A 20263-nucleotide genomic window follows, 5' to 3' on the forward strand; every position below is an offset into this window, starting at 1 on the left:
CGGTTCAGCCTTTTTTCATGGTCAGCCAGATGCCGGCAAAGATCAGGGTGATGCCCAGATAGTGATAGGCATACGGGATTTCGGCGAGAAAAATGACCGAGAGCAGGGTGCCGAACACCGGCATCAGGTGAATGAACAGGCTGGCCCGGCTGGCGCCGACTTCGGCAACGCCCCGGTTGTAGAAAATGTAGCCGAGGAAGCTGGGGAAAATCCCGACGTAGGCCAATGAGGCCAGTGAGCCGAGGTGTACGTTGATCTGGCGCCCCTGCGCCATTTCCCAGAGGTAGGCTGGGAACAGGGCGCAAAGGCCGACTGCCGTGAAGGCGGCAAGCATCAGCATCGGATGCACGCCACTCGGGCGCCAGGCCAGACCGACGGTGTAGATGGCCCAGACCAGTACAGAGCAGAGCATCCACAGGTCGCCGGTATTGAGGTTCAAGTGCAGCAGCACGTTCAGGTCGCCACGGGCAACAATGGTCAGTGCGCCGAGCAGGGAAATGCCGACGCCGAGTGCTTCGAGTTTTTTCAGATGTTTGCCGAGGAAGGCCCAGGAAATGGCAATCGTGGCTACCGGAATGAATGAGTTGAGCAGTACCGCATTGGTCGCCGTCGTCGTTTGCAGCGCCAGGTAAGCAAAGGTGTTGTAGCCGCCCACGCCGAGCAGGCCGAGGATGAGGATCGGTCGCCAGCCTTTCTTCAGGAGCGGCCACTGCGCTTTCAGGTGCGGTAGCGCCAGCGGCAGGACGAGCAGGAAGGCGATGGCCCAGCGCCAGAAGGCCAGGGCCAGCGGCGGAATGTCGGCACGGATGCCGCGCCCAAGCACCATGTTGCCTGACCAGAACAGTGCGGTCAGGGTCAGCAGCAGGTAGGGATTGGTCAGGATTTTTGGCATGGTCGGCGAATTATGCCCGATGGGGTCGTTGACCGCAGGAAAGTGCTTCGGGAAAGTTATGGATAAAGCCCCCGTTCGGCGCGGGCTTCCAATACCCGATGACAGGCAATGATGAAGGCTGCCGTGCGCAGCGATACTTGTTTTTCCTGGGCGACCAGCCAGATGGCATCGAATGCGCTGACCATGATGCGTTCCAGTCGTGCATTGATCTCGTCTTCGGTCCAGAAAAAGCTGGAAAAATCCTGCACCCATTCGAAATAGGAAACGGTGACGCCGCCGGCATTGGCCAGCACGTCGGGCACGACCAGAATGCCGCGCTTGTGCAATACATCGTCGGCGGCCGGGGTGGTCGGGCCATTGGCCCCTTCGACGATGACGCGGGCCTGAATACGCGTCGCGCGCTCCGGCGTGATCTGTCCTTCAAGCGCGGCGGGAATCAGGTAGTCGCATGGGGTCTGCCAGAAATCCTCGATGTCGATTGGCGTCGCGCCAGCGAAACCGGCCAGCCCACCGGTAGTTGCGGCGTGGGCTTGGGCAGCGGGGATGTCGATGCCGGCCTCGTTGGCCAGCGTTGCCGTGTGATCGGCGATAGCCACGACCTTGGCGCCGGCAGCCCGGAACAGGCGGGCGGCAATGCCGCCGACGTTGCCGAAACCTTGCACCACGATGCGCGCGCCCTCCTGAGGGATATGCAGATGCCGACCCGCTTCGCGCGCAATGATGAAAACACCGCGCCCGGTAGCTTCCTGGCGTCCCAGGCTGCCGCCCAGCGCAATCGGCTTGCCGGTGACGACGCCCGAGGTGGTACTCCCGCGATTCATCGAGAAGGTATCCATCATGACGGCCATCGTTTGGGCGTTGGTCCCCACATCCGGCGCCGGGATATCCCGGTCGGGGCCGATGATCAGGCCGATTTCCGAGGTGAAGCGGCGCGTCATGCGCTGCAACTCTCCCTTGCTCAGCGTTGCCGGATCAACCCGAACACCGCCTTTGGCGCCACCGAAAGGCAGGCCGACGGCGGCATTCTTGATCGTCATCCAGCCGGCCAGCGCCATCACTTCGTTGAGCGTGACAGCCGGGTGGAAACGAATGCCGCCCTTGCCGGGGCCGCGCGACAGGTTGTGCTGGACACGGTAGCCCTCGAAGTGGGCGATGCTGCCGTCGTCGCGCTCGATCGGGACATCGACGATCAACGTGCGTTTCGGATGCTTCAGCGTTTCGATCCAGCGTTCTAGTGGGCCGAGATAGGGGCGAACGCGTTCGATCTGTTCGATGAAGCTGGCCCAGGGTTCGGGCGCTGCCGGGTTGAGGTAGGAAAGACCGCCCAGCTTCGGGGATGCATTTTTGTCGAGTTCCTGAGTCATGGATCAGTCTCCTGCTGTGGCGATGGGGTTTGGTTCCACAGGATAGGAGAGGCCAGAGGCGGGGTAAACCCCACGCGGCGGGTTTCATCGGGCATTTGGTGACAGTGTGTAAGCAAGGGGCTCGTTCGCTGTCTTTCCGCATGGCGGCGACCTATAATTGCGCCCATGGTTTCCGTCGTCCATTCCGTCGCCGCCCAGAGCGATTTCGAGCAGTTCCTCTCCATCTTGTCAGCCGGTGTGCCAGCGCACGACGTCGTGCGTTTGCAGGAGGCGGTGACCTACGCGTGGGAAGTTTACGGTGAGCGCACCTTGGGCAGCGGCGAACGCATCTGGTCGCACGCACTCGGCATGGCGGTCATCATTGCCGGCCTGAAACTCGACGTCGAATCGCGTATCGCTGCCGTCCTGTTTGCCATTCCGGCGCAAGACGAACACGGCGTGGTGCATATCGAGCAAAAATTCGGCAAGCCGGCCGCTCATCTGGTGCATGGCATTTCCCGCCTGAATCGGTTGCGGCCGATTGCCAAGGGCTTTGTCGCGGTCGATATCGAGGGTGGCGAGAGCAATCCGGCCGAAACGCGGGCGCAGGTCGAAGTCCTGCGCAAGATGCTGCTGGCGATGGTCGAGGACATCCGGGTGGTGTTGTTGCGTCTGGCCAGCCGGACGCAGACCCTGCGCTTCTACGCCGCGAATCCGGATGATCTGCGGGTGCAGGTGGCGCGCGAAACGCTGGAGCTTTATTCGCCGCTGGCCAACCGTCTTGGCGTCTGGGAACTGAAATGGGAACTGGAAGACCTGTCTTTCCGTTTCATTCATCCCGATATTTACAAGAACATTGCCAAGCAGCTTGATGAGAAGCGCAGCGAGCGCGAGGCTTTTATCAGCGATGCGGTGGACAAGGTGCGCGCCGAATTGCGCGAAGCCGGGATTACCAACGCGGAAATCTACGGTCGACCGAAACATATCTTCAGTATCTGGAACAAGATGCGGAAGAAAGGCGTCGATTTTTCCGAAGTCTATGACGTGCGCGCCTTGCGCATCATCGTTGACGACGTCAAGGACTGCTATACCGCATTGGGCATCGTGCATAACCTGTGGGCGCCGATTTCCAAGGAGTTCGACGATTACATCTCGAATCCCAAGGGCAACCACTATCGCTCACTGCACACCGCGGTCCATTGCCCCGATGGGCGCAGCCTGGAAATCCAGATTCGTACCTGGGAAATGCACAAGCACGCCGAATTGGGCGTCGCCGCGCACTGGCGTTACAAGGAAGGTGCACGGGCGCCGGGCGCCGATGCCTACGACGAAAAGATCGCCTGGTTGCGTCAACTGCTGACCTGGAAAAACGAGGTTGTCGACAGCTCCGACTGGATCAGTCACTACAAGCAGGCGGCACTCGACGAGACGATTTATGTGATGACGCCGCAGGGGCGCGTGGTCGATTTGCCATCCGGTTCGACGGCGGTTGATTTCGCTTATCGCGTGCATACCGATCTCGGTCATCGTTGCCGGGGCGCCAAGGTCGATGGTCAGTTGTTGCCGCTCAATACGCCGCTGGAAACCGGGCAGCAGGTGGAAATCGTTACCGCCAAACTGGGTGGTCCGTCGCGTGACTGGCTGAATCCCGCGCAGGGTTACATCCATACCAAGAGCGCACGGATCAAGGTGCGTGCCTGGTTCTCCAGTCTGGCACTGGAAGAGACGCTGGCCGAAGGGCGGGCCTTGATCGCCAAGGAATTGCAGCGTTCCGGACAGCCCGGATCAAATATCGAGGAACTGGCGCGCAAGCTGGATTTCGCCAAAGCTGACGATCTCTACATCGCTGCCGCCCGGGGCGAACTGAATCAGCGGCAATTCCAGACGGTGGCACGCGGTGGCGATGCATCGCTGGAAGTGTTGGTGCCGGATAGCGTGCCGACCAAAGCGCGCAAGGCGGTGGAGGGCAATCAGGGGATTTTGATTGTCGGCGTGGATAAATTGCTGACGCAACTGGCCCGTTGCTGCAAACCGGCGCCACCGGATGCCATCGATGGTTTCATCACGCGTGGCAAGGGTATTTCGATCCATCGTTCGGATTGCCCGAATTTCGCCAATCTGGCCGCCCTGCATCCGGAGCGTGTCATCGAAACCGGTTGGGGCACCGAGACGACCGGCGTCTTCGCCTGCGATATCGTCGTCGATGCGCATGACCGTCAGGGTTTGTTACGCGATATTTCGGAAATTTTCACGCGGGAAAAACTCAATGTGGTGGGCGTCAATACCCACTCCAAACAAGGTACTGCACACATGAGTTTTACCGTTGAAATTACCAATTTGCGCCAATTGCAGCGCACCCTGACGCTGATCCACGATGTTGAAGGCGTCGTTGGTGTGCGGCGCGCCTGAGTTTGGCGCCCAAATTCAGCGGGCAAGTAGCAACTCGGCCGCTTTTGCCAGGTCGGTCTGGCGCAGCAGACCGATTTTCTTGCCGACCACGCGGCCTTGCCGGTCAATGAACAAGGTGTAAGGCAGGCCGCCCTGTTTATTGCCCAACGCCTGCATCAACGGGGTTCCCTGATTGCCAGTGAGCAACACGGTGTAATCCATCTTGTGTTGCTTCATGAAAGCGCTGACGGCAGTCGCATCGTCTTCGAGGCCGATGCCCAGCACCTCGATCTGGCCGCGATGGGTTTTCTGGAAGGCGGACAGTTCCGGAATTTCGGCCCGACAAGGCGGGCACCAGCGGGCCCAGAAGTTGACCACCAGCGGTTTGCCGCGATACTGCGCCAGTGCGACGGGTTTGTTGTCCGCGGACTGCAGTGTGCTGGAAAAAAGCGGGCTGGCATCCTGGGTTTCGCCGATTGCGGTCAACGGGGACAGCAGGGCAAAAAACAGGACAAAAAAGCAGGAAGCGGTAAGGGTTTTCACAAAATTGATCTGCATCGTGGGGTGGGGGGATAGTGCATATTAGCATTCGGCAAAGTATGCTCAGGTCGAGCTGCGACAATATGCCGCACTGCCACAAGCGGCAGGCCATGAAACAATATGCGTCCAGGCTGGCAAGCCTTGAATGGCCGGGAATTTTCCATCTGGGCCATTTTGAGAGAAATGTGTGAACAAGAAAATACTCCTCGACATCATTGGTGGATTGTTGATCGTGCTGGTTGTTGTGGTCGGCTATAAACTGTCGCCCCTTTTGCTGCCGCAGTCCGATTTGAGTATCGCCCCCGATCCGTCCTGCAATGTGCAGCAGCAAGCTTGCAGCGTTGCTTTGCCTGGCGGCGGGAGTTTGGTGTTTTCCGTCAACACCCAGCCGATTCCATTGGTCAAACCATTCGAGGTCAAAGTTGAAGTCCGGGGCAGCAGCGCCAAGAATGTCGCCATCGATTTTGCCGGTGTCGATATGGAAATGGGCTTCAATCGACCGCAACTCGCCGAAAGGTCAGCCGGCATTTTTATCGGTGAGGCGACTTTGCCGGTCTGTGTGACCGGGCACATGACCTGGCAGGCGACCGTCCTGCTGGAGACGTCCGATGCCCGGATTGCCGTGCCCTTCCGTTTCGTGACTGGCTGAAATGTCCAATCGTCTGTTGATCACCTGCATTGCGCTGCTGGCCAGTCTGGTCATCGGTCTGGGGCTGTTCTGGCAACCGCTAACGCCGACAGGCAGCGTATCGCTTGCAAGCTTGCCACCGGGAGGAAATTTTACCTTGCAGGCGGCCAGTGGCCCGGTTTCCCTCGTCGACTCATTGAACAGGCAGCCTGGTCAGTTGGGGCTGATCTATTTTGGTTATACCTATTGCCCGGATATCTGTCCGACGACGCTGAGCGCGTTGACCGCCGGGATGGCCTTGCTGACGCCGGATGAGCGGGCGAGGTTGGTACTTTTCTTTATTTCGGTCGATCCAGCACGCGATACGCCTGAGCATCTCAAAACCTATGTCGAATTTTTTGCGCCCGACATCATTGGGGTTACTGGCAGTCCGGCTGAACTGGCGGAAGTGGCCGCCCGTTACGGTGTGTTTTATGCGGCACAACCCGCACAGACGCCGGGTGGCGCCTATGTCGTCGATCATTCGTCGGACAGCTTCATTGTCGGTACGGATGGCCGTCCGCTTGCCCGCCTGGCACATGGCACGGCCCCTGAGCAGGTTGCCGCGCTGATTCGTCAATATCTCAATCAATCCCGAGGAGTACATCCATGAAACGTCTGTCCTTTGTTTTTGCCGCTTTGAGCCTGTCGACCGCAGCATTTGCCGGTACGGCAGACGATGTCGTCGTCCATGAGCCCTACGTCCGTCTGGCACCGCCGAACGCGCAGGCAACCGGTGCTTTCATGGTGCTCAAGAATACCGGTAGCAAGGATGCCAAACTGGTCAAGGCCGACAACCCGGCATCACGCCTGACCGAGTTGCACACGCACATCAACGACAAGGGCGTCATGCGCATGCGTCAGGTGCCAGCCATTGACCTGCCGGCCAAAGGAGAAGCTGTGCTGCAACCGGGCGGTTTGCACGTGATGCTGATCGACATGAAGGCGCCACTGAGCGAAGGCCAGGTCGTGCCGATCACGCTGACTTTCGATGACGGCAGCAGCAAGCAGGTGGATGTCAAGGTACAGAAAATGGTCCCGGCCGGCATGCAGATGCGGCACGGACAGCACTGAAGATTCGGGATTCCGGAAAACGAACGGGGCATTTCTGCCCCGTCAGACTGCTGACGAACCCCCGATTGTTCGGGGGGGGGGGTCTGGTTGGAAATCATGGGGATTTCCTGATTCAAGCCGAAACGAGGCGAATTCTGAAATTTGCGACTGGATGATTGATTAGCCGGTGATGCCAGGAAAGCGGCGCGGCAAAGCGGGTTCCCTGACCTCAAACGGGCCTTGTTTAGCGCGTTGTCGCGGTGCTGGGCGGCAGCGCGACAAACCTGACCTGGACGGAAATTTTGCTCACAAACAGGAAGATATTTTCCGAGTTTTGGCGTGAATCTTCCGTGCTGCTCTGGCAGTATTTGGCTTACCACATGATGACAAATGCGAATTTGGAAATGAAAAATACTATTCGGAGACAATCGATAAAAGCGTTTGCAATTCTTGTTCTTTCCCTGATCGCAGCATTCGGACATGCGGCTAGCTTCGATTGCGGCCGGGCACGACAACCGGTCGAAAAAATGGTCTGTGAAAACATTGATCTGTCGCGAGCCGATGATGAGCTCGGCTTCTCGTATGACTACTTGGAATCTCACTGCCCATCTCAGTTTGAAGACCAGGACGTCAGAGCAACACAACGGAAATGGCTCGCTGGTCTGAGAAAACTTTCAGAACGATGGCCATCGGATCCTAGCTTTCTTGCCGACGCCTATCGTGAGCGCAACACCTTCCTTTCGGCCTTGGTGTTGCAATGCGCGCCACAATATCCAAAGCCCGAATCTGTGACGGTCAAGACGTTGCAACTTCGAAACAGGCAGTCAAAAGCGACCGGGTTTTATCCGGATTTGTCGATGCCCTTTGTGGAAACGGATCCACCAAAGATCGGGCGCTTAATTAACAACCAGATTTTCGGCGATTATTTCGATCTACCTGCGCCTAAACAATTGGCTGATGGAATGCCCGGGTTGCTGGAAGAGTACCGAAGCCGAGATCGTCGATCACCGGATGAAGTACGCTTTTCCACAGTAATCAACAATGGCCGTCTGTTGGCCTTGAAAATATTCTCATCAGGCTGCGACTCCTCCTGCAGTTCGGGAGAAGGTGTAGAAATTTTCGATCTATGGAACGGACGCAGAATTCACGCTGCCGATGTTTTGTCATATACCGGTGCGAACACAATGGCGGTACGATTTCGTGTGGCAAAGCTGCGGAGAGGCTGGTCCATTGTCAGGCAGGAGCATCTTGACCTAAGCCCGAATTGCAAGCGCGATGGTGCCAGTTGCGAACGTTCAACGGATCTCGATGGCGACTTTCTGATGAGTTGCGCCAAGGACGACTCTGAAAAAGACCACCGTGAATATTGGAGTATTGAGCCAGAAACGGATGGACGTTGGCAGTTTTCGACTTTCTGGACTTGCCGCGACAGTCGCGAAGGAAAGGCGGGGCGCCCATTTGTTCAGCGCTACACTTCAGACGAGTTGCGTCCGCTTCTCAACGACTATGGGCGGAGCTTGTTGTTGGGTGAAGGCGATGTACAGGAGCCTGCGCCCGACAGCTTGGGGTGCGAGGCGGATACCTCATCAGACAATCCAGGCATAGAAAGAAAAGAGCATGTTCGAGCCGTACACGGCACGCATGGCGCTCACGATGAAACGCTGGTTCTGTATACCGATGGAAGCTTGTGGTGCTGGGACGCGTATTGGCGGAAAAAACCACCAATCGTTATCGGTACGAATTTTGCCAAGATTGACACTGATAATTTTTCTTCAGTAGTCGGGTTACTCAAAAACGGTACATTGGTGACTTGGACTGGAGCATGCCCATATGGCGAAAAGCCAACGCTGCTATCACTGTCGCCAAACCAATCCCGGGCAATGGCGGGCCACAAAGAGGAGTTATGGTCGCTTGGGCGTGATGGGGCGCTTTGGTTCTGGAGTGTACAAACCCCCACCTACCCCTTCAAGGCAGCAACTGACGTCGCTGACATTGGGCACGGAAGAAACCAACAACTCCAAATGCTAAAACACGACGGCAGCCTTTGGGCTTGGGGCCGCAAGCGGGGAGAAAATCACGCCAACGCCCCGGAAAGCTGGCAGCGAATCGGGGGAGGATTCTCGCGTCTGGCTGGTAACGGTATAGATATGGCTTTCAGGGCGGATGGCTCCTCGTGGTCATGGGGTGAATCTTTGAAAGCCTTGACAGATATCGACGGGCGCTTGGATCATGGCCCGACGAAGGTTGGTGATGACTACGTATCGATTCACTGGGCCAATGGTGGATATGCCGTAGGAGTCAAACGCGACAGCAGCCTTTGGGCAAGCTATCAGCGGGGAAACCGGACACAGATGGAACCGATGGGCTGTGGTTATAAGGAAGCGGTTGCGCTGGGCTATGCGGGCGAATTCCCGCGCCCTCCGGATGACGTCATCGTTCTTGCACTGAGACAGGATGGCCATCTGCTCGGCTGGGGAAACTGGATGCATTCTGGTGGATGGAACAGGGATCGGATTTTTACCCAAGCTCCCATCGATTTCGGCAAAGGCTTCGCGCAGATATTTCAAATTGGAAGCGGCTACAACTCTTATGCCGTTATTGTTAAACGAGACGGCTCCCTATGGGAGTTTCGCCCCCCGCAGACGCCAGGAACTCCCACAGGAAAGAACGCATTTCAGAAAATCAATCTTTCTACTAAAGACGTTTCCAAACACTGAGTTTGTAGCCGTAGCACGACATGCTTGTTCCACTTTGTTGCCTTCAATTTTGGCTGTTTTTTCCGGTTGACCGTAGCAGTCCCCAAAAAGCAAAAAGGCGGCTGATTCAGCCGCCTCAGACTGCTGATGAACCCCCGATTTTTCGGGGTTTTGTTTTTCTGTTTGGGAATTTGGGCGTTTTTCGGATTCAGGCCGAAACAAGGCGGATTCTGGAATTTTCGTGGAGGAGCGCCATCGGCAGGTAATAGCGGGCGAAGTCGACCGTAAACAGGGCTTGCCCGAGGATTTTGGCCAATAAGGCTGCCGCCTTGCGGGCCAGCAACAGGGCCATCTTCTTCATGTTCTGACAGGCCGCCGAGAGCAGGCACTGCGCCTGTACCTTGCCCAAGCCACGGAAACGGGCGTAACGGTGGCCGTGCAACTCCTTGGCATCGGCAAAGCTGCGTTCCACCGTTTCCTTGCGCCGGGCGTACAGCCGTTTGCCCAGGTCGCTCAGGCGATTGGCGTTGATCGCTTCCTTGAAACCTTCCCAGAGGTGGCGGGGCACGAGTTTCTGATGATTCCGGCTCTGCGTGCATTGCCCGCGCAGAGCACAGTCGGCGCACAGCCCCGGATTCGAGACATACTCCCGATAGCCCAGACGGTTGGTCGTCCGGTACGGCAGAACTTCACCTGCCGGGCAGCAGTAGCAGTCCTGCGCGGCGTCGTAGCGATAGTCCCGCTTGTAGAAATAACCCTCCCGATGCGTCGGTCGCTTGTAACCCATGACCCCGAGCAGCCCCCGGTCGAGGACGCCCTTGCAGATTTGCGGGGTGAAATAGCCGGCATCCAGCCCGATGGCGCCAACGGCCAGGTCAAAGCGTTCCATGACCCGATCCAGGCGAGCCAAGTAGGGCTGACTGTCGTGGACATTGCCCGGGGTGACATGGGTATCGACAATCAGTGCATGCACCCCATCAACGGTGCGGTGATCCAGATAGAAGAAACCGGTCGGTTTGTTGTCGCGGGCCATGAAGCCAGCGTCGGGATCGACCGTGCTGACCTTGACTTCCTTCACCGGCGGCGCCGCGTCATCGTCATCGCGCTTGAGGGGTTTCTTGCCAGCCGCTGCCCGATCCGCTTCGATGGCCGCATCCAGTTCGGCCAGGTAGGCCGCAGGGGTTTGCTCCACCTGATGCACTTCAAATTGCCGTTTGTTGGCATTCGCCTTCAGATGCGTGCTGTCCGTGTAAAGCACCCGGCCGCCAATCAGCTTGTGCTCAATGGCTTGTTCGACAATCCCGTCAAAGATGCGTTGCTCAATGTCCGTCCCGACAAAGCGGTGACGCCGATTCTGCGACAGCGTCGAGGCATCCGGCACTTTGTCCGTCAGCCGAAAGCCGAGAAACCAGCGGTAAGCCACATTGACCTCGATTTCCTTCACCAGCCGTCGCTCGGAGCGAATCCCGAACAGGTAGACAATGAACAACATCTTGAACAACACCACCGGATCAATCGCCGGTCGGCCATTGTTCTCGCAATACAGGTGCTGGGTCGCTTCACGAATGAAATCAAACCGGATGTGCTGGTCGAGCAGTCGGAGCAAGTGGTCTTTCGGGACCAATTGCTCCAACGTCACCATCTCCAGTTCCGTTTGGGCAGGGTAGGCAGGCTTGAGCATGCCTGCATTATAAAAAATTAAAGCCCCCAGTCGCTTGGAGGCTTTGTCAGCGGTCTGGAACGGGGCATTTCTGCCCCGTTTTTCATTTCCGATCAGAGTAGCTGGAAAGCCAGTATCGCAACGATTGTTGGTGGGAGTGCCGCGATCAGCAAGCCCAGCGGGTTGACCGCTTCATCGTTGAAGCTGCGGCGCAGGATGGAAATGCCGGCCGGGTTGGGCGCGTTGGCGATGACTGTCAGACCTCCGCCGGTGACCGCGCCGGCAACCAGTGCGTATTTGAATTCGTCCGACAGGCCTTCAACCAGCGATCCCAGATAGGTTAGCGCCGCGTTGTCGGTAATTGCTGTCAGTGCCGTCGCGCCAAAGTAGACGGTGGTGGCGCTCATTTCAACCAGGATGGGTTGCAACCACCAGGCTTGTTGTCCGCCCAGGACAACCAGACCCGCCAGGAAGAATGCGACCAGCAGTCCTTCGCGCAAAATCAGGCGTTCCTGGAATTGCGGGTAGGCCGATGCCAGCCCCATGAACATCAGGAACAGGCCGAGGAAGATTGGCGGGTGGTGGGCAAAGATCACGATCATCAGCAACAGCAGCAAGTGGATGAAGAGGACAGCGAAGGGGGTCGGGTTATCCTTGCTCTGGGCAACCGGCGGGATTTTCCGTAGTTCACGCTGAAAGATCAGGGTGACGATCATGGCATTGATGACTGTGGCGATGCCGGCTTTCCAGCCGAAATGGCTGAGCATGTACCAACTGTCCCAACCCCAGGTACCGGCGACCATCAGGACCGGGGGAGCGGCAAAATTGGTCAGCGTGCCGCCAATTGAAATGTTGACGAACAGGGTGCCCAAGGTGGCATACATCAACTTTCTCGACAGTTGCTGGCTGTAGTAACGGTCGCGCAGCATCAGGGCCGCCAGTGTCATGGCAGCGGGTTCGGTGATCAGCGAGCCGAGCAGGGGAACGATGGCCATGATGGTGAAATAGGTCGAGACCGAACCATTGAGTGGCGTATAGCGGGCGATCATGTCAACCGTGCTGGAGGCAAAGCGGAGGACCGGTTTGCTGGCAGCTACCACCATGATGACGAAGACGAACAGGGGTTCCGTGTAATTTCGGGTATCCAGATAGGCCACTGCTTGCGCCTTGCCTTCGACCGCTGCCATGAAAAGGACCAGGATCGCCGCCCAGAAGCCAAAGACGACTTCGACCTCGCCGAGCAGGTGCCATAGGCCGGCATGGTTGGGGCGACGATGCGCCAGTTGTTCGAAAAACTTGGTCGAAAAAGTGTGCAGGATGGCGAGGCCAAACAAGGCTGCACCAATCATTTGTATCGTAGTCGGGTTCATGAAACCTCCTTGAGTCTGAATACGGGGTAACTTTTAGAGGCAGGCTTGCCTGGCTGAGTCGTGCGTCAGCAGGAAACCCGGAAATGGCCGAAGGCGCAGTATAAAAGTCTTGTCCGAAATTCTCCAAGCCCGGCCCGATTGTGGTGCGGGCCTCCGGCATTTTGTGTCAGCACCATGCCGGAGGCCGGGAAAGGCGCTTTGTGTTTGTCTGGAGTCAGTCACGAACCGGCCGTTTGGCCAGTTTGCGCTGCAGCGTGCGGCGATGCATTTTCAAGGCCCGTGCAGTCGCTGAAATATTGCCTTCGTGTTCGTTGAGGATGCGTTGTATGTGTTCCCACTCAAGGCGATCCATCGACAAGGGCTCATCCGAGGTCGGGTTGTCTTCCGGAAAGCCATCATCGTCGAAGGCACCCAGGATGGCTTCGATTTCGACCGGTTTGGCCAGGTACTGGGTGGCGCCGCGCTTGACCGCTTCGACGGCAGTGGCAATGCTGCCGTAGCCGGTCAGAACGACAATCCGGCAAGCGCCATTGATGGCGAGCAGTTGGGGGATCAGGGCGAGTCCGGATGCGCCATTCAGATTGAGATCGAGCACAATGCGTTCGATCTGGTGTTCGCCAGCCATTTCCAGGGCTTGTTCAGCATTCAGCGCGCCGATGGCCGCGTGGCCGCGCCGGTTCAACGTGCGGACCAGGATGCTGTTGAACGTCGGGTCGTCGTCGATGATCAGGATGGAGGGTGTCATGATGCGTTTGTCGGCAGTTGCAGGCGGGCCAGGGCGCCGCCATCGTCTGGATTGCTCAAAAACAGGGTACCGCCCAGTTGTTCGATGGCGGAGCGGGTCAGCAGCAGGCCGATGCCGCAGCCGCCTTCATGCGCCGGCAGTTTTTCCCGGCCATTGACTTCCAGCACGCTTGGCGGAAAACCCGGTCCCTGGTCGCGAATATCGATATCGATCCAGCCGCTGCGCCAGGCCAGGCCTATCTCAATCGGCTGGGGGCTGGCATTGGCAGCATTGTTCAGCAGGTTGAGCAGGGCTTGTTCGAGTCGGGGATCATCGATGATGTCCGGCGCTGGGCCTTTGCTGCCGACGATCAGTCGACTGCTCGATAAGGGGCGCAAGGCGTGCCATTTTTGGCGCAGTGAATCAATCCAGCGGTCGACCGGCAAATGATGGACATTTTCCAGGCGCTCGGCGCCGGCCCGACGCGACAATCCGCTGATGATTTCCTTGCAGATGCCAATCTGCTGGCGCAGCAGTGCCAGATCGGCCCGCGCGGCCGGGCTGAGTTCGGCATCGTGGGTCAGTTCTCCGGCAATCAGGGCCATCGTGGCCAGCGGAGTGCCCAGTTCGTGGGCGGCACCAGCGGCCAGCGTCCCCATGGCCATGATCCGTTCGTCGCGTAGTGCCTGCTCACGGGCGCTGGCCAGTTCGGCATCGCGCAGGCGGATCAACTGGCTCATGCGCAGAATGATCCAGCCGATCAGCAGGGCGGATACGCTGAATGTCAGCCACATCCCGATCAGGTGTAGTTGCGTGGCCCGGCTTGCGTTGGCGATGGGCAGCGGCAGGTAAAACAGCATGAGTAGCGAATAGGCGATTACGGCAACGGCGCCAACCAGGATGACCTGGGAACGCGGCAGGCCGAGTGCTGCAATGGCTACCGGCGGCAGGAGCAGGGAGACGAGCGGGTTGGTGGCGCCGCCACTGAAGAAAATCAACGCCGAAAGGGTGGCGATGTCGATGATCAACTGACTGCACAACTCATTCGCTGTGGCCGATGGCTGGCCGCCAAAGTAGCGTTTGCCGATGCTGTTGATCAGCGCGCCGATGCTGATCACACCCAGCATCACGCCCTGCGGCAGCGCGATGTCGAGCACTATTGGAACGAAGATGACCAGCAAGGCCATCAGGGCGAGCATGAACCAGCGCACGCGCAACAGGCGGCGCAGATTGGTCAGGTATTCCTTGCTGTCGGCAGTCGGGGGGATGTGAGACATCATTGAATTATCGATGATTTGCTGTGCTGGATGGCGCATTGCGCGGTGCGGCAGATTGTCACAGTCTCCGGGATTTCGGTAAACGCTGGATTATTTGCCGTACAGCAAAGTCGTAATTGGCTTCGGGCACCTATAATTCAACGAATTCTGCATCACTGATACAGGTTCCCGATGTTTGTTTTACTGCGTGGCAATCTGCTGCTTGCTCTGTTCTATGCGCTGACCGGCTGGTTGGCATTGCAAATCGCAATTCCTCCCGGTTATGCCGCACCGCTGTTCCCGCCGGCAGGGATCGCGCTGGCTGCCATGCTGATCTACGGTCCACGCTGCCAGGCGGGCATTTTTGCCGGGGCGCTGACCGTGCAGGCATTTGCCGCAGTGCAGAGCGGACTGGGCGCGAATGCCTGGCCGCTGCTCGTCCTGCCGACGCTCGGTGCGCTGCTGCAGGCATGGGTTGGCTATGTTTTGGCTGGCCGCCTGCTCGGGCGGGACAACCCGCTGGATAGTCACGAAAGCATTGTGCGTTTTGTTTTGCTGGTTGCGCCCAGTGGCGCCTTGATCGGCGCGACCATTGGAACCCTGACCTTGCATGCGATGGGTATTTTGTCGGATGCCAATTCGGTTTTTTCCTGGGTGAACTGGTGGGTGGGCGATACCCTTGGTGTGCTGGTCATGGTGCCTTTGCTGCTGGTATTTTTGGGGCAACCGGCAGCGGAGTGGCGTTCTCGCCGGGTGATCGTGACGGTGCCGATGTTGATTGCACTCAGTGTCTTGGCGGCTACTTTTCTCCAGGTCAGTCATTGGGAAGAGCGCCGCTTGCAAAGCCAGTTGAACCGGGATGCCGAACATATCGCCAGCCTGATCCGCAAACGTCTCGATGCCCAACTGGACCAGATGCTGGCACTTGAACGCTTGGCGACGGTTCACCCGCAGTTGGATGCACGAACCTGGCGCGAGTTTGTCACCCCCTTGCTGGAGCGTTATCCGGGAACCCAGAATTTTGGCTGGAGCCCCTTGGTGCTGGATGCGGACCGTGCCACGTTCGAGGCGGCGATACGTGCTTCTGGCCTGGAAAGTTTCCGGATTCTCGGGCGCAACCCGGCCGGTCAGACCTACGTGGCGGAACAGCGGCCGGAGTATTTGCCCATACTGCATGTCGAGCCCTTGTCCAGCAATCGCAGTGTGATCGGACTTGATCCATTGGTGCTGGAAAAAACTGCGCAGGCCGCCCGACGGACCAGAGAAACGCGGCTGCCGATCGCCTCCAGTTCCATTCGTCTGGTCCAAGAGTCCGGAGAACAACGCGGTGTGGTGGTCTATCACGCCGTTTTTTCCGGTTCTCCATTGCGCCAGACGGGTATGGTTTCCGGGGTTTTCCGGATGGATGACGCACTCAATGCTGCTTTGGCTGGTGCCTGGGCCGGGCTTGATGTTTGTCTGGTCGATCTGGAGCATTCTGGTGTTGAGCAACGTTTGTTCGGTGATGTTGCCTGCGAGGATGGGCGCTGGGTAGCGCATCGCCTGCATTGGCAGGACAGCCTGGGATTTGCCGGGCGGCAGTGGGTATTGAAAGTCGCGGCCACCGAAGATTACATGGCGGGGCTGCGTACCTGGGGTGCCTGGTTGATGCTGGCAATCGGTTTGCTCAGTACAGCGATGCTCGGCGCATTTTTGTTGCTGACCAGTGGCCGGACCCGGCGTGTCGAACGCCTGGTGGAGGAGCGGACCCGACAATTGGCTGAAGCCGGCAACAAACTTGAAGCGCGGCAGGAGGAATTGCTTCAGGCGCAGCGAATTGCCCGGCTCGGTAGCTGGGAAATATTGCCCGATAGCACTTTTTGCCATTGTTCCGCCGAATTGCGCAGCATCATGGGGCTGGGAGATGAGGCACTGATTGACTTGCCCGAACTGATCGAACATGTTCATCCGGATGACCGGGGTGCCTTGCGCAATGTGCTGGATGAACTGGCATCGGCGCCTGGCCAGGTCGCCCTCGATTGTCGGCTGAGCGATCTGGTTCCGCGCGCAGGGATTGTGCATTTCCGTATCGAGAGTGACCGGCAGGCGAGCGGCGGTCTGCGCATTCGCGGTACGGCGCAGGATGTGACGCGGGCGAGGGCAGCGGAAGAGCATATTGCCTTTTTGGCCCATTACGACGTGTTGACCGGGTTGCCGAACCGCACGCAGTGGAACGACCGGGCACATGTCGAACTGAACAACGCGGCGCGTCAGGACGAGCGCCTGGCGGTACTGTTCCTCGATCTGGATCATTTCAAGGCGGTCAACGACTCACTGGGGCATCCCGTCGGCGACCAACTGCTATCTGCCGTTGCCCGGCGTTTCAGCAACTGCCTGCGCGAACAGGATTTCCTCGCCCGCTTGGGGGGCGACGAATTCGTTGTCATGCTGACCCGGCTCGAACATCCGGAGGACGCTGCCATCGTGGCGCGCAAGCTGATTGCCACCTTGCAGACGCCAATCTTGATCGAGGGGCATGAACTGACTGCGGCAGCCAGTATCGGCATCGCGATCTTCCCCGACGATGGCGAGGATGTCAGCACCCTGCTCAAACATGCCGATGTGGCGATGTACTGCGCCAAAGATCAGGGCCGCAATACTTATCACTACTTCATGCCGGAAATGGACGTGCATGCCCTCGAACGCCTGATGCTGGAAAACGCGCTGCGCCGGGCCATCGAACGTAACGAACTGGTCTTGCACTATCAGCCACAGGTGGCGGCCGACGATGGCCGCGCGCTGGGTTGCGAGGCGCTGGTACGCTGGCAGCATCCGGAACTGGGCATGCTGCAACCAGCGCAGTTCATTGGTGTGGCAGAAGAGAGCGGGCTGATTGTCGCGCTCGGCAAATGGGTACTGCAAACGGCTTGTCAGCAACTGGCCGCATGGACAGCGGAAGGTCAGCGTCTGGTCATGGCGGTCAATATTTCAGCGCTGCAGTTCCGCCAGAATGGATTTTCCGAGACGGTGCAGCGTATCGTCGAACAGACCGGGGCCGACCCTGCATTGCTTGAACTGGAATTGACCGAAAGCGCGCTGATGCAGCCGACGCCGGAAGTCCTGGCGCGCATGAATCACCTGTGCGATCTGGGCATCCGGCTGGCGCTGGACGATTTCGGCACCGGTTACTCCAGCCTGTCCTACCTGAAACGCCTGCCGATCTGCCGGCTGAAACTGGACCGTAGTTTCGTCAAGGATATTCCGGACGACCTTGAGGATGTCGCCATTGCCATGGCAACCCTGTCACTCGCCCGCGACCTCGGCATGGACGTGGTGGCCGAAGGCGTGGAAACGGAAATCCAGCGTGCCTTCCTGGCCGAGCGCGCGTGCCCGGTCATGCAGGGCTACCTGTTCAGCCGCCCGTTGCCGGCGGAGGCTTTCCTGCAATGGGTGCGCGAACGGCAGGCTGGCTGATTACTGTCCGCGCAGGGCTGCGCTCAGTGCCGCGATCATGTAGCCGTGGTCCAGCACGCCAGCGCTTTCGCGGATGCTGTGCATGGCCCACATCGGTGAGCCGACATCGACGCTCGGGATGCCGAGGCGCGCAGCGACAATCGGGCCGATCGTGCTGCCGCAACCGAGATCTGTGCGGTGGGCGTATTGCTGGCAGGGGACGCCGGCTTGCTGGCAGATTGCCATGAAGCGCGCCGCTGTATCGGCATTGGTGCTGTAGCGCTGGTTGGCGTTGCTTTTGATCACCGGACCGGCGTTGACCGCAACACGGTGGCAAGGCTCGTAGGCACCGGGAAAATTCGGGTGCCAGGCGTGCGCCATGTCGGCGCTGATGAAAAAACTCCGGGCCAGCAGCCGACGCTGATCTTCCGCATCGAGTGAGAAGTGGCCGGCGATCCGTTGCAGGACATCGCCAACCAGACTGCCGCCGGCACCGACGGCGCTCTCCGAGCCGACTTCCTCATGGTCGAACAGGGCGACCAGGCAGGTTTGTCGGGGTTGTTCGACGGCCAGCAGGGCAGATAGCGCGGCGTGACAGGAGGCCAGGTTGTCGAGCTGGCTGTCGGCGATAAATTCGCGGTCGACACCCCAAAACGAGCCTTTTTGCGTATCGCAGGCCGCCAGTTCCCAGGTCAGTAAATCCTCGGCGGCAACGCCCAGCGCATTGGCCAGCGGCGCTCTGAAGCGCTGGTCGGGTGCTGTGCCGTTTTCCGCCGCGCCGAGCAACAGCGGCAATTCGGTTTGCTTGTTGAATTTCAGGCCGTTTTCATTGACCTCGCGGTTCATGTGAATGGCCAGATTGGGCAGGCGCAGCAAGGGTTCGGCAAGGTGTACCAGACGGCTTTCAATGCTCTTGTCGCTGCGTACCATGACGCGGCCGGCCAGCCCCAGGTCGCGGTCGGCGAAGGTGGCGAGCAGCGGACCGCCATAGACTTCGACGCCGAGACGCGTCATGCCCGAAACGTCCTCGGCCGGTTTCGGCTTGATGCGCAGGCCCGGCGAATCGGTATGGGCACCGATCATCGTGATTCCGGTGTCCAGCGGTGGTTTTTTGCCCAAGGTGAAGGCAATGATCGATGAGCCACCGCGGACGACGTAATAACGGCCACCGGTTTGCAGATTCCAGCGGTCAACCTCCGGCAAATGCTGAAAACCGGCAGCTTGCAGTCGGGCTGCGCAACTGGCTACGGCATGCCAGGGGCTGGGGCTGGCGTCGATGAAGTCCAGCAAATCCTGCGCTTGGGCGCGGGCGGTGACAGAAATGGCGGCAGCAGTCATCAGTGAAATCCCTGGTCGGAGCAGGCGTCGACCACCAGATTGGCGACGCGGCGGTCATAGAGCATGGCGATGTGGCCGATGGGCGGCAGATCGACGTTGTAGGCGCCGGGCAGTTTTTGATTGTCTTGCGGCATCACGTAGTTGTCGCAGGCGTTGCGGAAAGCGATGGTCGGTATGGCGGGCGATTCTGCGGCCATGTCGCGCAACCACAGCGAACCCGGTTCCATTTCACGGGCATTCTGGCCGATGCCGAAACGCACAAGTTCGCTGCCGGCATGCGGCGTGGCCAGGGTGATCAAAGCCGCGACTTTGTCGTTGCCGTGGCGGGCCAGGTAGGAGCGGCAGATCAGTCCGCCCATGCTGTGCCCGACCAGCGTCAGTTTTCTGGCGCCCGTGGCGGCGCAGACGGCGTCGATCCGTTCGCGCAGTTGCGGCACCATCTTGCCCATGCTGATGAAGGGCGGGGCCAGGCTGATGCTGGCGACGGTACAGCCGGCCGCTTCGAGGCGGCGACGCAGCAACCACCAGACACCGCGACTGCAGCCGTAGCCATGTACCAGCAGAATGACCCGACGCTCTTCGCGCAACCGGTCGGCTGGCATCCACAGGCGTTCGAACGGAATGACCAGCACGAAGGTGAGCAGGTAGGCGAAGTATTCGCCAATGATGATCATCAGCTTGCGCCACATGCCCAGCGGTTTGTTCGGGCGCTGGACTGGCGAACTGTGGAATGCGGCGAAAATCCAGGTGAAGGCATTCAGATTTGCCCGCACGATGAGCAGCGTGACGATGGCGCCGGTGATCGCGGCGGGCCAGTCGGCACCGACCAGCAGGCGTCCGAGCGCGAGGTAAATGGTCAGTTCGAGAACAATCCAGACCAGTAGGGAGATGGGTAGCATGGTCG

The 20263-nt window shown here is 58.9% G+C and carries 15 protein-coding genes; 6 read left to right on the top strand and 9 right to left on the bottom strand.

Annotated features, from left to right (window positions below):
• Positions 1–4 precede the first annotated feature (4 nt).
• Positions 5–892: a DMT family transporter gene (locus tag RCI20_RS16635; RefSeq protein ID WP_306607502.1), complete on the bottom strand. Its 888-nt coding sequence runs from the start codon at positions 890–892 to the stop codon at positions 5–7.
• Between the two features lie 56 nt (positions 893–948).
• Positions 949–2256: a Glu/Leu/Phe/Val dehydrogenase gene (locus RCI20_RS16640; RefSeq protein WP_306607504.1), complete on the bottom strand. Its 1308-nt coding sequence runs from the start codon at positions 2254–2256 to the stop codon at positions 949–951.
• 165 nt (positions 2257–2421) lie between these two features.
• Here RCI20_RS16640 and RCI20_RS16645 point away from each other — a divergent pair, with 165 nt between their 5' ends.
• Positions 2422–4644 (top strand): bifunctional (p)ppGpp synthetase/guanosine-3',5'-bis(diphosphate) 3'-pyrophosphohydrolase, encoded by a 2223-nt coding sequence (locus tag RCI20_RS16645; protein WP_306607506.1) that lies wholly within the window; start codon positions 2422–2424, stop codon positions 4642–4644.
• A 15-nt stretch (positions 4645–4659) separates the two neighbouring features.
• On the opposite strand, the gene RCI20_RS16650 is transcribed toward RCI20_RS16645, so the two are convergent.
• Positions 4660–5166 carry a TlpA disulfide reductase family protein gene (locus RCI20_RS16650; protein WP_306607509.1) on the bottom strand — a complete coding sequence of 169 codons (507 nt, stop codon included), beginning with the start codon at positions 5164–5166 and terminating at the stop codon, positions 4660–4662.
• 184 nt (positions 5167–5350) lie between these two features.
• Between RCI20_RS16650 and RCI20_RS16655 the strand changes: the two genes are divergently transcribed.
• From RCI20_RS16655 to RCI20_RS16670, 4 genes are all read left to right on the top strand, one after another.
• Positions 5351–5812, top strand: coding sequence for a hypothetical protein (locus RCI20_RS16655; RefSeq protein WP_306607511.1), 462 nt, complete (start codon positions 5351–5353; stop codon positions 5810–5812).
• A 1-nt stretch (position 5813) separates the two neighbouring features.
• Positions 5814–6443, top strand: coding sequence for an SCO family protein (locus tag RCI20_RS16660; protein ID WP_306607513.1), 630 nt, complete (start codon positions 5814–5816; stop codon positions 6441–6443).
• Positions 6440–6904, top strand: a complete 465-nt coding sequence (locus RCI20_RS16665) for a copper chaperone PCu(A)C (RefSeq protein WP_306607515.1) — start codon at positions 6440–6442, stop codon at positions 6902–6904. Before RCI20_RS16660 ends, RCI20_RS16665 begins: the two co-directional genes overlap by 4 nt.
• Before the next feature lie 239 nt (positions 6905–7143).
• On the top strand, positions 7144–9600 hold the full coding sequence (locus RCI20_RS16670) for a hypothetical protein (protein WP_306607518.1): 2457 nt from the start codon (positions 7144–7146) through the stop codon (positions 9598–9600).
• A 187-nt stretch (positions 9601–9787) separates the two neighbouring features.
• Here RCI20_RS16670 and RCI20_RS16675 read toward each other — a convergent pair whose 3' ends face one another.
• The 4 genes from RCI20_RS16675 to RCI20_RS16690 form a co-directional block, all read right to left on the bottom strand.
• Complete coding sequence (locus RCI20_RS16675) at positions 9788–11260, bottom strand: IS1182 family transposase (protein WP_306607520.1); 1473 nt, start codon at positions 11258–11260, stop codon at positions 9788–9790.
• 92 nt (positions 11261–11352) lie between these two features.
• Positions 11353–12609: a putative Na+/H+ antiporter gene (locus RCI20_RS16680; protein ID WP_306607522.1), complete on the bottom strand. Its 1257-nt coding sequence runs from the start codon at positions 12607–12609 to the stop codon at positions 11353–11355.
• A gap of 214 nt (positions 12610–12823) precedes the next feature.
• Positions 12824–13354 carry a response regulator transcription factor gene (locus RCI20_RS16685; protein ID WP_306607525.1) on the bottom strand — a complete coding sequence of 177 codons (531 nt, stop codon included), beginning with the start codon at positions 13352–13354 and terminating at the stop codon, positions 12824–12826.
• Positions 13351–14613, bottom strand: a complete 1263-nt coding sequence (locus RCI20_RS16690) for an ATP-binding protein (RefSeq protein WP_306607526.1) — start codon at positions 14611–14613, stop codon at positions 13351–13353. Before RCI20_RS16690 ends, RCI20_RS16685 begins: the two co-directional genes overlap by 4 nt.
• A 168-nt stretch (positions 14614–14781) precedes the next feature.
• Here RCI20_RS16690 and RCI20_RS16695 point away from each other — a divergent pair, with 168 nt between their 5' ends.
• A complete protein-coding gene (locus RCI20_RS16695) occupies positions 14782–18042 on the top strand; it encodes an EAL domain-containing protein (protein ID WP_306607528.1) in 3261 nt (1086 codons plus the stop codon).
• On the opposite strand, the gene RCI20_RS16700 is transcribed toward RCI20_RS16695, so the two are convergent.
• Both RCI20_RS16700 and RCI20_RS16705 read right to left on the bottom strand, forming a co-directional pair.
• A complete protein-coding gene (locus RCI20_RS16700) occupies positions 18043–19359 on the bottom strand; it encodes a M18 family aminopeptidase (protein WP_306607530.1) in 1317 nt (438 codons plus the stop codon).
• The gene (locus tag RCI20_RS16705; RefSeq protein WP_306607532.1) at positions 19359–20258 is read right to left on the bottom strand and encodes a triacylglycerol lipase; all 900 of its coding nucleotides are present in this window, start codon (positions 20256–20258) and stop codon (positions 19359–19361) included. The genes RCI20_RS16700 and RCI20_RS16705 overlap by 1 nt, the downstream gene beginning before the upstream one ends.
• Positions 20259–20263: the final 5 nt, after the last annotated feature.

Origin of the sequence: Azonexus sp. (genome assembly GCF_030824335.1) — a bacterium.
In the GTDB taxonomy this organism is placed as follows: domain Bacteria; phylum Pseudomonadota; class Gammaproteobacteria; order Burkholderiales; family Rhodocyclaceae; genus Azonexus.

Bases quoted from the DNA above. Each gene is read 5' to 3' on its own strand.
- RCI20_RS16635 (WP_306607502.1), bottom strand. From the start codon at position 892: ATGCCAAAAATCCTGACCAATCCCTACCTGCTGCTGACCCTGACCGCA.
- RCI20_RS16640 (WP_306607504.1), bottom strand. From the start codon at position 2,256: ATGACTCAGGAACTCGACAAAAATGCATCCCCGAAGCTGGGCGGTCTT.
- RCI20_RS16645 (WP_306607506.1), top strand. From the start codon at position 2,422: ATGGTTTCCGTCGTCCATTCCGTCGCCGCCCAGAGCGATTTCGAGCAG.
- RCI20_RS16660 (WP_306607513.1), top strand. From the start codon at position 5,814: ATGTCCAATCGTCTGTTGATCACCTGCATTGCGCTGCTGGCCAGTCTG.
- RCI20_RS16665 (WP_306607515.1), top strand. From the start codon at position 6,440: ATGAAACGTCTGTCCTTTGTTTTTGCCGCTTTGAGCCTGTCGACCGCA.
- RCI20_RS16675 (WP_306607520.1), bottom strand. From the start codon at position 11,260: ATGCTCAAGCCTGCCTACCCTGCCCAAACGGAACTGGAGATGGTGACG.
- RCI20_RS16680 (WP_306607522.1), bottom strand. From the start codon at position 12,609: ATGAACCCGACTACGATACAAATGATTGGTGCAGCCTTGTTTGGCCTC.
- RCI20_RS16685 (WP_306607525.1), bottom strand. From the start codon at position 13,354: ATGACACCCTCCATCCTGATCATCGACGACGACCCGACGTTCAACAGC.
- RCI20_RS16690 (WP_306607526.1), bottom strand. From the start codon at position 14,613: ATGATGTCTCACATCCCCCCGACTGCCGACAGCAAGGAATACCTGACC.
- RCI20_RS16695 (WP_306607528.1), top strand. From the start codon at position 14,782: ATGTTTGTTTTACTGCGTGGCAATCTGCTGCTTGCTCTGTTCTATGCG.
- RCI20_RS16700 (WP_306607530.1), bottom strand. From the start codon at position 19,359: ATGACTGCTGCCGCCATTTCTGTCACCGCCCGCGCCCAAGCGCAGGAT.
- RCI20_RS16705 (WP_306607532.1), bottom strand. From the start codon at position 20,258: ATGCTACCCATCTCCCTACTGGTCTGGATTGTTCTCGAACTGACCATT.